The sequence below is a fragment of the Sphingobacterium sp. MAE genome (assembly GCF_056711605.1).
This window is the reverse complement of record NZ_CM160044.1, coordinates 369,483-384,330: the sequence shown is the minus strand read 5'-3', so window position 1 is coordinate 384,330 and position 14,848 is coordinate 369,483. Positions and strand designations below refer to the sequence as shown.

Sequence of the window (14,848 nt, the reverse complement as noted above, 5' to 3'; positions counted from 1 at the left end):
GGGGTAAAATCTTAAATTTGACCTATAAACCAGCCAAAATGAATAATCAGCTAAATCTACTACGATGTTTTTTAACCTTGGGATTCTTGATTGCTCATTGCTATGCACAGGATTTTCGATTTGAACAATTAAGTCAGGAGAATATTCTTGACAAACAACCGGTTCTCTCTATTGCACAAGATCAAAAAGGTAGGCTTTGGTTTGGAGGAGCGGACAATCTTTTTGTTTATGATTCAAAAAATGTCTCCAATTTACGGAGATCTGACACCACACTAAATGATATTGAGTATATTATTAAAATTGGAATTAACGCAAAAAATGATCTTTTTATTGCTACCTCTACCCATTTACATCTATATGATATTAATCGACACAGATATATACAAAAAAACAGTAAACCCTTTAAAGAAAAGATAACCGTTCTAGACATTCAAACGCTATCTGGGCAGACTTTTCTTTGTGCTAAAGATGGGCTTTATCGTGCCAGCCCCAGAGCATCTTCTTACAAACTTGAATTATTATTAGCCCGAGATAAAGTTCACACCATTACACAAATAAGTAGTGATACGTACATCATTGCAAGTCTACAGGGCATTGAAATGATACAATACAAGAATAAAAAGCTTTCTATTATATCCAACTTACAGCTGCCGATTCCATTACAAGAAGAACGTATTATAAGTTCGCTATTATATGACAAAGACAACTTATGGGTAGCAACTAAACTTCACGGTATTTATCGATATGAATTTAAGAATAAGACTTGGGTCAACCTTCATATAGGAAATAGCAATTTATTGAGTAATAATGTCCGTAAAATCACTAAAAACCCGCAAGGAAATATTTTAATCGGTACACTCAAGGGGTTATCTGTATTTGAAAAAGAAAATTATTTTAACAATTATCAACATACTACCTTCAACTATTCGCTATCACAAAACTCCATCTACGATATTTTTATAGATAATCAAAAAATTGTCTGGTTAGGCACCTATTTTGGAGGAATAAATGCCATATACCCAAACGTTCTACCTCTTACTATATATGCTACGCGATCAAATAATTTGCATCGTTTAAATAGTGACATAACAAGCAGTTTTGCACAGACAAAAGAGAAGTATTGGATTGGGACAGAGGAAAATGGAATTAATATCATCAACAAAGCAAGCGGAAATAGCATTTCAGTTCCGCATCTAACAAAATCTAATCTCATCAAAGACCTTTACGTCCGAGAAAACAAGATTTATGCTGCTCAGTACGCCGGCGGATATAATGTCATTGATATCCATAGTCATAAAACGAATCATTATTATCTAGATAAAGACTCTTTCGATGTTAAGAATAATATTTTCGCTATTTATGTCGATCCATCTAAAAAAATCTATTTAGGAACAAATAGTGGATTATTTACTGTCGAAAACAATCAGATTCCTGTTCGAGTTGAAGAGATAAGAAGCAGAGAAGTTACAGACATTCAAGAAGACAGCAAATCTCAAATATATCTTTTACAAGAAAGTAAATTATATGTAAAAAATCAAACCTCTATCTTTAAAGTTATTCCCGAACTAAAGTCGCATTCAATAAAAGGTTTTTTCATCGATCCCTTGGATCAACTTTGGTTTACCACTGACAGTGCACTTTATAGTCTGCAAAAAAATGGTGAAGCAACCTTTCACGTCAAGTTCAATAAAAATAATCTCGGTTGGCCCATCATGATCGACAATATGCTCTGGATCACGAGTGAAAATGGCTTAATTTTCTTTAACCCTAAAACGAAGTACACGAATATTTTAAATCAAAATGATGGTTTACCCGTTAAAAATTTGCAAAGTGCAAAACTGTTCCATGGTAAAGAAGGAAAATTATTCTTGACGACTCTAAATGGGTTAGTATCCATAGATACTAAAAAGATAGCCTTCAATCATATTTTACCTACAGTTTTATTAAGAAATATCTATATAAATGAAAGTACACTGCCATTCGACCGAATTCATGCTACAGCAACGAACAATCATTATCAAATAAGATTACAACACCATGAAAACTATTTAACAATCGATTTTTCAAGCTCTAATTTCATCAAGCCACTAAAAAACAAATACAGATACAAGTTAGATGGGATTGACAAAGATTGGATAGAGACCAATTCAGCAAACATTAAATACACCAATATACCCGAAGGAAGACATAAATTAACCATATTTTCTTGCAACAACGATATGATTTGGAGCAAAACTCCTCTAATCTTAGATATTACGGTACTTCCTCCATTTTGGCGCACCTGGTGGGCATATCTTTTTTATGCACTATCATTTGCTTTAGCCATTCATTTCATAATAAAATTCATTGTGGAACGTGAAATTTTAATTAATTCAGAAAAAGAACACGAAAATAAAATTAATTTTTTCACTCAAATTTCACACGAAATTAGAACACCACTTACCTTAATCACAGCTCCGCTTGATGAATTAATAACAGAAGTGGCCAATCTTCCAACTACACAATTTAAATTAATACGCATCAAAAAAAATGCAAACAAACTTCTAACTGTAGTAAATGAATTATTGGACTTTAAAAAATTTGATGATCATAAACAAGAACTCAAATTGACATCAATTTCATTCAGAGAATATATTGAAGATACTTTTTATCTATTTAATGATTTTGCCCAAACAAAAAATTTAAACTATTATATTAAACACATAGATCCCATCGGCATCCAGTCAATTGATACCATACAATTTGATAAAGTGATGTTCAACCTACTGTCCAATGCTATTAAATATACCCCTGAAAATGGCACTGTCTACTTAGAAGTTATTCAAGATGAAAAAAGAATCACCATTCAGATTGTTGATAATGGCATCGGAATTACATCAACCAACCAATTTAAAATATTCGAAGAATATTATAGAGAAGATCAAGTAAATGATACTATCGGCACTGGTATAGGATTAGCCCTAACTAAAAAAATAATCGAACAACATGGTGGAGAAATTCATTGTCAATCCAAGCACGAGCAACAAGAAAATTGGACTATTTTTACCGTGCACTTGCCGAAAACATCAAATCTTGATTACAGTGAGACTGACAATTCCGTTCAAAGCATTTCTCCATTATCCGCTTTCCCCGCTATTGCAGAAGTAGGATTACAAACGACAATCCTCATTGTTGAAGATAATAAAGAGCTATTAGAAATAATTGCCAATATTTTTAAAGATAATTTCAATATTATTCTTGCTCATAATGGCGAGGAGGCATTAAAAAAAGCGGAAAAAATAGTACCTGATCTAATTATTTCTGACTTCATGATGCCCAATATGAATGGAATAGAGTTATGCAGAGCTATCAAGAACAGTATCATTACAAGCCATATTCCATTTATTTTATTAACCGCTTTAACAGACCATCAATTACAAACTGAGACTTTACAAAGTGGTGCAAACATTTATTTAACAAAACCATTTGATAACAGTCAACTCTTTTATTCTGTACAAAATCTCTTAAATATAAGTAAAAAGCGAAGCCAGAACTTTCAAATAAAAGCGACCATTAGTGATAACGAACAAGACAACAAATTCATTCAATCCTTAAACAGGCTTATCGAACATCACCTACTATCAGATTCATTTGACGTCAATTTTATTTCTCGTGCTATGGGAATGAGTGCTCCAGTACTTTACCGTAAATTAAATGCCATTACAAACCTTTCTCTTAATAACTATGTTAAAAACTATAGACTAAATAAAGCAAAAGATCTATTGCTTTCTGCTCTCAATATAAGTGAAGTAGCTTATGCTGTGGGATTTTCAGACAGAAAATACTTTAGTAAAGAATTTAAAAAACTCTTTGGACAAAATCCTTCTGAATTTATTATTAAAGAACAGCGTAATTCAAATGAATAATAACGTGTTAGTAGTTAGCATGCTAAATTGTTTATGTATTAATTGTACAACATAGTAATAATGGGGCAATAGTAGGATTACTTTTTGCCTTCGGCTAGTAATTTGTTAGCAAACTTGAATCCCTATTTCCAAACAAGTGATCGCTTGTTGATCAATGGAACCGTTATTTCCAAAAAAGCTGTCCTGAGTTGATAAACTTAAACTACTATTTCCAAAAAACAGATCCTGTGTTTAGAAATAGTAGTCACTTGTTCCCAGCAATGTACTCCTTAATCCATAAAGTGTTCAATCCTTTTAAATCATCGATTATTTATTTTCAAAAAGGTGATGGTTCTTATGAACAATGGAACACAGTTTTAGAAAACGTGATTTTCTTTTTAAAAGATTGGATTCCTTTGCCAGAGGATGGATTCCTTTTTCGAAAATAGGAACTACTCTTAGTCAAAGAGCGATTGCTCAGAGCCAAAAAGTAGTTGCAGAAAGGTTCACATGAGCTCCTAAAACGGATAATTTAAGCTTTAAAAAGTGTTTTTACACAACAGTCCCATATAGTGAAGCTATACTTGATTAAGGTTGCAATATGGTTGTTCCACCAACTATATCCATTCTTACCGTATAGTCTACTTATCCTAGAGCTCCAAAAAATTCAATTTTACAATCAGCTCGATCATGATCGCTTGGCATATAGAATTGCAACTCACATTGTCCAAAATAATAAAGAACTGTTAGAGAAGTAAAAAATGTCATTTAGCGATCTCCTGAATAATAGCATTTCCCTCTAGAAGTCTTTTGTATCTAATCAATGCTTCAACATAGTAATAATCAGCATACGTCAATGGTACATCTATTTCAGAATTCAAAGGTAGTGCCCCTACACTATGTTTTAATAAATAACCGCCATTCTTTCCATACTCGGCCTTATAAGGAGCCTTAGATAAATTTGTGAGCATGGTCTCCGCCTTAGTAAGATAAAGCGTCGACTCCTTACCTACTGTATATTGCGCCAATTCGAGTAAAGCAGATGCATACAATGCCGCTGCTGAAACATCACGTAGATCTTTCTTAGCATACATTTTACTAGATTGATCAATCTTATCCTTATCAAAATCCCAATAAGGAATTAAATCTTGCGGTAAATTGGGATGATTTAATATATACTTTGCAATATGTCGAGCCTGATTTAAAAATTCCTTCTTCTTGGTCTCGCGATACATCATGGTATAACCATAGAGTGCCCAACCTTGCCCTCTAGACCATGCAGATTCGTCAAAGGCACCCTGATGTGTTTTTTTGGCAATAACTTTACCCGTGTTCACATCATAATCAATAACATGATATGAGCTATAATCTTTTCTAAAATGGTTTCTCAATGTTGTCTCGGCATGTATTACCGCCAAATCATAATACCTTTTATTTCCAGTCATTTTTGAAACCTGCGTCAAAAACTCCAAATTCATCATATTATCAATGATGACAGGATAATGCCAAGGCTTGTGATCCCAAGACCGAATAGTCTTTGTTGTCTCATTGAAACGAGAAGCGAGCGAAGCTGCGCCAGTAACTAATACATCTTTATATTTCACAGAATCACCTGTTAGACGTAAGCCATTTCCAAAACTGCAAAACAACATAAAACCTAGATCATGTGTCCCTATATTATATTTTTCTTTCTCCAAATAAGGTAACTTCTCTTCCACCTTTTGTAATAACCCTCGATCTTGAGTTCCTTCATATAAGTACCACAGTGTTCCTGGATAGAATCCAGAACACCACCAGCTCGATGATGAAAAGACTTCTTTATTATTTTCAAAAGTTTTAGGAAATTTTTCGTTTGGGATCTCATTTGCCAAGACTTTAATTTGTCGAGCGGCATCATTCAAATTCTGCTGGATAAACTCTTTCGATAATTTCAGATCGCTGGACTGGCCTTGCACAGTACATATTCCTAAAGCAGAACATAATACCATGAGAATCTGTTTTTTCATTTTCATCATAATTGCTATCGTCTTAATTTGCTACTATTTTATACATCACTTGATTCTTTAATTCCTTACTATTTATTGCAACATTTATTTCATAAGCGTTTCTCCCCACACTTTTAGCAATCGTGGATCTTCTATGTTTTTTGTTTCTGAAGAAAAATGAACCGTTCCCCTTTCGAACTATATAAAGCCATTATTCCATTATACGATGTCAGAAGCACGATAAATAATACATAAGATTGGAATAAAAATAATATATGAACTTCTCACAACTTGGGCTCAATTGGACTCTAAAGTGTACTTTTTTTAGTAGACACACAAGGGAAACTTACGAAATCGTTTGAGAAGGGAAGGCATAAAAAAGGGTTATACTGGCTTTTTAAAACCAATATAACCCTTTTTTATGAGTTAAATACGGAATATAAATTCCGATAAAGTATAATTACAATATTTCAGTCTAATACTGTCCTGTACTTAAAAGAACCAGTGTACAAGCATTTTCAGTATCAATACCTAAATTATTAGCAAGTACCGCTAATTCGGGATTTTCAGCACCAGGATTAAAGATAATTCGCTTTGGCTTTGTTGCCAATATGTAATCCATATAGCCCTTCTGATTTGCTTCGCCGACATACATCGTGATCGTATCAATATCCGCATGAATTGGTCCCATTGACTCTATTGCAACACCTGCAACTTCACCCTTCTTAAGACCTACATTCACAATATCATGTCCATATTGCTTCAATTTATGAGCAGCTTTATACGAATACCTTTCTGGATTAGTACTCGCTCCTATTATTAGCGTTTTTTTCATAACTCCTTAATTAAACATCATCAGCCACATTACCAGCATCATTATAAACACCCTTCCTCAAAATAGGCATACCTAAAATTTTATACAATTCATCCAATTTAACTAAACTTCCATTAGTCATATTCGATAACAGTACAATCGTGACATTATTTTTAAGATCCCTCACATACAGATTGCGAAATCCGTGCCACCATCCGGTATGATAGATTATTACATCATTATTTCTATGAAAAGTACGCCATCCCAATCCATATCCAAATATTCCATTTTTAGATTTCGCACGGTCGACATAAGCAGAATCTAATGTTTCTTTCTTTAATAATCTACCTTCATTCAAAGCTAAATCTAATTTATATAGATCCCTTACCGTACTATAAATTCCCTTATCTCCCAGAGGCCCATCTTGAAAATTTTGAACAACAGATCTTCTCCATACTTTATCGTGACCGATAACATCTGTAGGAATTTTTTCATAAATAGCCTTTGACAATGCTGCCGTATTTGTCATGCCTGCCGGATTAAAAACATTTTCCTTCATCCATTCCGCATAACTTTGATTAGTTACCTTTTCAATAATGGCACCTAACACCATGAAATTCGAGTTGTTATAAAAGAATTTACCATCTGGTTTTCCATATCGATTCGGCTTAAATTCTATCAGCATATTCATGACATCTTGATTGGTCATGCCCTTCTTCTTTTCCTTCCAATGCTGCTCCGAAAAATAAACATAATTTGGCAATCCAGATCGGTGAGACAACAATTGTTTAATTGTGATATCTGGATAAGGAAAATTCGGATAAAAATCATTAATGGTTTGATCCAATTTCAATTTCCCCTCCTCGACCAATTTCAAAATACCTATACCTGTGAGGGGTTTTGAAACAGAAGCCAATTCGAATTTTGAATCAATTTTCAAACTATCTTTTAAAAGATAATTGGCCCAACCAAATGAATTTTGATATAAAATCTTTCCATTTTTTGCAATCAGCACATTACCATTAAATCCTGATCTTTTATGCAGATTTTGCATAAATGCCTCAACTTTCGGATCTGCTTCAGATGGATGGTATATGAGTTTTAGACTATCAGTTTTAGCCTGTTCAACTAATGCCTTTTTTTGTTTTTCTTCTTTCGAACTACATGATACTGTTGCTATGATAAGAACAGCAACTAGACTTTTTAATATATATAACTTCACTATTTAACGGATTCTATTTCTTTTCTAATGTATAAATGCTAAAATGCTGATTTTAGTACTAAAAAAAGAAAAAAACAATAAAAAAAGGTCACTTTATATAAAGTGACCTTTTCAATATAAGTATTCGAAGTAAGATTATGCTAATAATCTTACTGGATTTTCTAATAATGCTTTTAACGTTTGTAAGAATTGAGCACCTGTAGCACCATCCACTACACGGTGGTCACAACCTAAAGTCAACTTCATCACATTTCCAGGAACAACCGCACCATTCTTAACAACTGGTACTTGTTGAATTGCACCAACAGATAGGATTGCACCATCAGGAGAGTTGATAATTGATGTAAATTCATCAATACCAAACATACCCAAATTAGAAACTGTAAATGTTGAACCTTCCCAATCTGCTGGAGTTAATTTTTTAGTTTTAGCTTTTTGAGCGAAATCTTTAACTTCTGCAGAAATGTGAGATAATGATTTTCCATCGGCAAAACGTACAACAGGAACTAATAAGCCATCTTCAACAGCCATTGCGACACCAATATTTGTATGTTCATTAAAACGAATCTTATCACCTTTCCATGAAGAATTTACGGCAGGGTGTTTTTTCAAGGCAACTGCAACTGCTTTTACAACGATATCATTGAAAGAAACTTTTACTGGAGCCACTTCATTGATTTGTGTACGAGCAATCATTGCATTTTCCATATCGATACTTACCGTCAAGTAAAAATGTGGAGCAGTAAATAAGCTTTCACCTAAGCGACGCGCAATAGTTTTACGCATTTGAGAAACAGCAACTTCTGTATATCTTTCTTCACCTACAAAAGTTGGTAAAGTGATCGCTTTTGTTTCGGTAGCTACTGGAGCAGACGCAGCAGGAGCAGATTTAGCAGCTGGAACGTAAGATTCAACATCTTTTTTAACAATACGACCACCATCAGCAGATCCTTTAATCTCACTCAGATTGATCCCTTTATCTTTAGCAATTTTACGGGCTAAAGGAGATGCTTTCACTCGAGAATCATCAGCTACATCAGTAGATTTATTTTCAGTAGTTACAGGAGCCTCTTCTTTGGATTCTTCTTTTTTTACTTCTGCAGGAGCAGCTTGAGATGCAGACGCTGGCTTTTGATTTAACAATGGTGTTACATCTGTTCCAGCAGGACCTACAATAGCAATGATATCATTTACTTTAGCAGCTTCACCTGCTTCAAGACCTACATACAACAATGTACCGTCAGCATAAGCTGTCACTTCCATTGTCGCCTTATCAGTCTCTACATCAGCAATAGAATCATCAGATTTGATCGTGTCACCAACTTTAAAATTCCACTGTGCAATCACACCTTCAGTCATCGTATCACTCAACAAAGGCATAGTAATTACGGTAACACCTAAAGATTCCGGAGTCACATTAGATTGTGGAGCTGTTTCAGATGAATTAGAAGTTTCTACTTCCTTTTTCTCTGTTACTTCTTCAGTTTGAGGAGCATCACTTAATAATGCTTGAAAATCTTCTCCTGGTTCTCCAAGAATAGCGATAACAGCATCAATCGCAACTGCTTCACCTTCTTTTGGACCAATATATAAAAGCGTTCCTTCTTGGTATGATTCAAAATCCATCGTTGCTTTATCAGTTTCGATTTCAGCAACTAAATCACCAGAATTAACTTTATCACCAACTTGTTTGTGCCATTTTGCGATAACCCCTTCGGTCATGGTATCGCTCATTTTCGGCATTCTAACTACTTCAGCCATTGTATTTTATTTATCTAGTTAAAGTAACTTATATTAATCTAATATAAATGGATAATCCTCTTGAACGTACACATCTTTGTACAATTCATCAGCTGTAGGGAAAGGAGATTCTTCCGCAAATTTTACAGACTCATCTACAATACTTTTCACTTCAGCATCCACTTCAGCAAACCAAGCTTCATCAGCATAATTGTTTTCAACAATAGCATGCTTTGTCGCTAATAATGGATCACGCCCTTTATATTCTTCTAGTTCTTCTTTCGTACGGTATTTCGCAGGATCGGACATAGAGTGTCCTTTGTAACGGTATGTACGTATTTCTAAGAAAGTAGGTCCTTCACCAGCACGAGCACGTTGAACAGCTTCGTCCATTGCGTTGTGTACCGCTACTACATCCATACCATCTACTGGAGCACAAGGCATATCAAAACCTAAGCCCATTTTATAAATATCTTGCATATTGGTTGTACGTTGTACAGAAGTACCCATTGCGTAACCATTGTTTTCACAAACAAAAATTACTGGTAATTTCCACAACATGGCCATGTTCAAAGTTTCATTGAAAGCACCTTGACGAACAGCACCATCACCCATGTAACATACGTTAACATTATTTGTGCCCAAATATTTCTCAGCAAATGCGATACCAGCTCCTAACGGAATCTGACCACCGACAATACCATGGCCTCCCATCATCTTATGTTCTTTCGAAAAAAAGTGCATAGATCCACCTTTTCCTTTTGAACAACCTGTTGCTTTTCCAAACATCTCAGCCATACATTCATTTGCAGACACTCCTTTTGCTAAAGCATGTGCGTGATCACGGTAGGCTGTAATTAAAGAATCTTCAGGTTTAATTACAGACATGGTACCTGCTACTACTGCCTCTTGTCCAATGTACAAGTGACAGAAACCACGGATTTTTTGCTGTCCATAAAGTTGACCTGTTTTCTCTTCAAACTTACGCATAAGTAGCATAGATCTATACCACTCTAAATATGTCTCTTTTGTTATAGGTGTTGAACTCATTTCAAAGTTTTGAATTTCTTACTAATCTTGACTACAAATCTAATCAATTTGGGTGATATTTTGGTCAGAAAATCAAATTTTCTTCTCGTTTTAGACAGTTCTAAGACATTTGATTTAAACCACATAACAGGAAAGGCAAATAAATGACTGGCTTAATTTAGTAAATTAAAAAAAGAACAAACAAAAAAGCCAAAAGACATAATAATCTTTTGGCTTTTACTATTTTTTAACAAATTTGATTTTAGCTCAATTCAGCAATCAAAGTTGATTCATCAATTTTTCTTTGATCACCTGTTTGCATATCTTTTAATGAAAGCTGTCCAGAAGAAACCTCCTCATCACCGATTAACAAAACATATGGAATCCCTTTACTGTCCGCGTAACTCATTTGTTTTTTCAATTTTGCGGCTGTTGGATAAAGTTCCACAGCAACATTTGCTTGACGTAAGCGATTTAAAAGTGGCAATGTAAAGGACTCGGTCTCTTTATCAAAATTCACAATCAACAGTTTGGTATAATCTCCTTTAGCCTCTGGATAAAGATTCAACTCTTCTAGAACATCATAGATGCGATCGGCACCAAAAGACACACCAACGCCTGTTAACCCTTTTAACCCAAACATACCTGTCAAATCATCGTAGCGTCCTCCGCCTCCGATACTTCCCATAGCTACTTCATTGGTCTTAACCTCAAAAATGCATCCAGTATAATAATTTAAACCACGAGCTAAGGTAATATCCACCTCTACAAACTGCTGTAAAACTTCATTTGAAGAATCCAACTTAGAAATATAATCAAAAGTTTCTTCTATTTCAGCTACGCCCTTCAATCCAATTTCCGAATTTGACAGTACATGTTTTAGCGCCGACAATTTCTCTTCATTTGATCCTTCCAATAAAATAATTGGGCGTAAAATTTCCAAATCAGTTGTTGTAAAACCACGTTCTAATAATTCCTTGTTGACTCCTTCTAAACCGATCTTATCCAATTTATCGATCGCAACTGTCATATCGACAATAAGTTCCGGCTTACCAATAATTTCTGCAATACCTGAAAGAATCTTACGATTGTTGATTTTAATCGTAAAATCTTTCAATCCCAAATTTTTCAGTGCTTCATGATAGATCAACATAAACTCAGCTTCATTGAGTAGACTGGCAGAGCCCACAACATCTACATCACATTGGTAAAATTCACGATAACGACCTCTTTGAGGACGATCTGCACGCCATACAGGTTGAATTTGAAAACGCTTGAAAGGTAAGGAAATATCATTTTGATGCATGACAACGTAACGAGCAAACGGTACAGTAAGGTCATAACGAAGTGCCTTTTCAGAAATATGAGAAATTAATTTAATGGAAGATTTAGATTTAAATAGATCATCAGGAGCTTTACTCAAATAATCTCCCGAATTCAAAATCTTAAAAATTAACTTATCCCCCTCATCACCGTACTTTCCAGTAAGTGTCTGTAAATTTTCAAAAGAAGGAGTTTGAATTTCACTGTAACCATATTTTATAAAAACACGTTTAAGCGTATTGAAAATATAATTACGTTTAAGCATTTCGGCTGGTGAAAAATCACGCGTGCCTTTTGCTAAAGAAGGTTTTACTGTTGCCATTTGGCAAAGTTAATATTTAAGAAGGATTTTTTGAGGCTTCTAAGAAAAAAGCTTAGTCAAGTTCCAAAATTTTCAAATATTCACAAGCTTTTTCAGCAGCAGATTTTTCGGCACTTTTCTTATTGAAATCTTGTCCCAACCCACATACCTCGCCTTGGACAATAGCCTCTACAGAAAACATTTTACTCGATTCTCCTGGTGGATTTTCAATTTGATTGAAAACAACCTCCTTGCCATTATGTTGACACCATTCGATCAATCGGCTTTTAAAATTTGTTTCCGTTTGTTCCAATAAATGAATATCAACATGTGGCTTAATAATGCGATTTAACAGAAAATTTTTAGTAAAAACATAACCTTTATCTAAATAAACAGCACCGATAAGTGCTTCAAAAGCATCTCCTAGCAGAGAGCCTTGTTTATTAGGAAAACTGATCATTCTGGCATCAAACTGAATCAGTTCATTGAATCCCAATTTTCGGGAAAGTTGATTAAGATGGACACGACTAACAATTTTAGATCTCATTTCAGTCAAAAAACCTTCGTCTTTATAGGGATACTTTTTGAAAAGTAATTCAGCAACAACTGAACCCAAAATTGCATCGCCCAAAAATTCCAATCTTTCATTGCTGTTTTTTGAACCTTCCTTAATCACAACAGCTACAGACTTATGCCTAAAAGCCATTTGATAAAGTCGTATGTTTCCAGGGACAAAACCTAACAGGTTCTTGAGCTTTCTAACATAAGCTTTGTCAGCAGAAAAATATAATTTATAAATCCTTGAAAAAGGCATCTTAGTCTAAAAATGGGACAACAGGTATAAAGCACCTGTTGTATCCCAATTATTTTAATAACTTAAATAAAGTAATATTAAGCTTTGTATTTTTTCACAACAATAGTTGCATTGTGACCACCAAAGCCAAAAGTATTACTCATTGCAGCATTTACAATACGCTTTTGAGCTTTATTAAATGTGAAATTTAATCTGTTGTCCAATTCTGGATCATCTGTAAAATGATTAATAGTAGGCGGTACTATATCATTTTGAACAGCTAAAATAGAAGCAATAGTTTCAATCGCGCCAGCTGCACCTAAAAGGTGTCCAGTCATTGATTTTGTAGAACTAATGTTCAATTTATAAGCATGCTCACCAAACAAATCCACAATAGCTTTAGTTTCACTAATATCCCCTACCGGAGTAGAAGTGCCATGCACATTGATATAATCAATATCTGTGAAATCTAGTTCCGCATCATTGACAGCCATTGTCATTGCAAGTTTAGCACCTAAACCCTCTGGATGTGAAGCTGTGATATGATGTGCATCAGCGCTCATACCTCCACCCCCAATTTCAGCATAAATTTTAGCACCACGCGCTAATGCGTGTTCTAAACTTTCTAATATGATCGCACCAGACCCTTCACCAGAAACAAAACCATCACGATCTTTATCAAAAGGACGCGAAGCTGTTTTAGGATCATCATTTCTAGTTGACAATGCATGCATCGCATTAAATCCACCGATTCCAGCTTCATTAATAGTCGCTTCAGATCCACCTGTAACAATCACATCAGCTTTACCCATACGAATATAGTTAAAAGCATCAATCATCGCATTGGTTGCCGAAGCACATGCAGAGACAGCAGAAAAATTAGGTCCACGAAGTCCGTGACGCATAGAAATATGTCCCGGAGCAATATCGACAAGCATCTTTGGAATAAAGAAAGGATTGAAACGCGGTGTTCCATCCCCTTTTGCAAAATTGACAACTTCATCTGTAAAAGTTGTCAATCCCCCAATTCCTGATCCCCAGATTACTCCGATACGATTTGTATCTAAATTTTCAAAAATTAAACCAGCATCCTTGATTGCTTCATCAGATGATGCAATAGCATACTGTACAAAAGGATCTACTTTGCGAGCTTCCTTTCGATCCATAAATTCATGTGGATCGAACCCCTTCACTTCACAAGCGAATTGGGTTTTAAATTTTGACGCATCAAAATGCGTAATGGGAGCAGCACCGCTTACACCATCTAGTAAACTATTCCAATATTCTGAAACGGTATTACCAATTGGTGTAAGTGCGCCTAATCCTGTTACTACTACTCTTTTAAGCTCCATTTATACGATTTGGCCCAATTAAATTAGTTAGTTAACGTTTTTTTCTAAATAAGTGATTGCTTGTCCCACTGTACCAATAGTTTCAGCTTGGTCATCAGGTATTGCAACGTTGAATTCTTTCTCAAATTCCATGATTAACTCTACAGTATCAAGTGAATCTGCACCTAAATCATTAGTGAAAGAAGCTTCTGGTGTTACCTCGTTTTCGTCTACACCTAATTTTTCAACGATAATTGCCTTTACTCTTGAAGCGATATCTGACATGATTTTATAGTTTAATTGTTTAATAAATCTGTGCAAAGAAAAATAAATTTCATCAAATATAAAAATCCAATTGATTTTTAGATTGTCAAATTATTTTCCAGGTAGGTACAGTCATACCCGTAACTCGCTATAAACTAACCT

10 protein-coding genes are annotated in these 14,848 nt (G+C 34.7%); 1 reads left to right on the top strand and 9 read right to left on the bottom strand.

Annotated features, from left to right (window positions below; all coding sequences use genetic code 11):
• Positions 1-38 precede the first annotated feature (38 nt).
• Positions 39-3,905 carry a hybrid sensor histidine kinase/response regulator transcription factor gene (locus tag AC06G9_RS01600; protein ID WP_480957431.1) on the top strand — a complete coding sequence of 1,289 codons (3,867 nt, stop codon included), beginning with the start codon at positions 39-41 and terminating at the stop codon, positions 3,903-3,905.
• Positions 3,906-4,648: 743 nt separating this feature from the next.
• On the opposite strand, the gene AC06G9_RS01595 is transcribed toward AC06G9_RS01600, so the two are convergent.
• From AC06G9_RS01595 to AC06G9_RS01555, 9 genes are all read right to left on the bottom strand, one after another.
• Positions 4,649-5,896, bottom strand: coding sequence for a glycoside hydrolase family 88 protein (locus AC06G9_RS01595; protein WP_480958169.1), 1,248 nt, complete (start codon positions 5,894-5,896; stop codon positions 4,649-4,651).
• Positions 5,897-6,344: 448 nt separating this feature from the next.
• Positions 6,345-6,704 (bottom strand): CoA-binding protein, encoded by a 360-nt coding sequence (locus AC06G9_RS01590; RefSeq protein ID WP_480957430.1) that lies wholly within the window; start codon positions 6,702-6,704, stop codon positions 6,345-6,347.
• A 10-nt stretch (positions 6,705-6,714) separates the two neighbouring features.
• A complete protein-coding gene (locus AC06G9_RS01585) occupies positions 6,715-7,905 on the bottom strand; it encodes a serine hydrolase domain-containing protein (protein WP_045753968.1) in 1,191 nt (396 codons plus the stop codon).
• A gap of 135 nt (positions 7,906-8,040) precedes the next feature.
• Positions 8,041-9,666 (bottom strand): 2-oxo acid dehydrogenase subunit E2, encoded by a 1,626-nt coding sequence (locus AC06G9_RS01580; protein WP_480957429.1) that lies wholly within the window; start codon positions 9,664-9,666, stop codon positions 8,041-8,043.
• Positions 9,667-9,699: 33 nt separating this feature from the next.
• Entirely contained in the window at positions 9,700-10,695 is a 996-nt protein-coding gene (gene pdhA / locus AC06G9_RS01575; protein ID WP_045753966.1) for a pyruvate dehydrogenase (acetyl-transferring) E1 component subunit alpha, read from the bottom strand.
• 241 nt (positions 10,696-10,936) lie between these two features.
• Positions 10,937-12,319 carry a histidine--tRNA ligase gene (hisS, locus tag AC06G9_RS01570; protein WP_480957428.1) on the bottom strand — a complete coding sequence of 461 codons (1,383 nt, stop codon included), beginning with the start codon at positions 12,317-12,319 and terminating at the stop codon, positions 10,937-10,939.
• A gap of 52 nt (positions 12,320-12,371) precedes the next feature.
• Positions 12,372-13,112, bottom strand: coding sequence for a ribonuclease III (gene rnc / locus AC06G9_RS01565; RefSeq protein WP_045753964.1), 741 nt, complete (start codon positions 13,110-13,112; stop codon positions 12,372-12,374).
• Between the two features lie 77 nt (positions 13,113-13,189).
• Positions 13,190-14,443, bottom strand: coding sequence for a beta-ketoacyl-ACP synthase II (gene fabF, locus AC06G9_RS01560; protein WP_021192393.1), 1,254 nt, complete (start codon positions 14,441-14,443; stop codon positions 13,190-13,192).
• Between the two features lie 27 nt (positions 14,444-14,470).
• Positions 14,471-14,707 carry an acyl carrier protein gene (locus tag AC06G9_RS01555; RefSeq protein WP_021192392.1) on the bottom strand — a complete coding sequence of 79 codons (237 nt, stop codon included), beginning with the start codon at positions 14,705-14,707 and terminating at the stop codon, positions 14,471-14,473.
• Between the last annotated feature and the right edge of the window lie 141 nt (positions 14,708-14,848).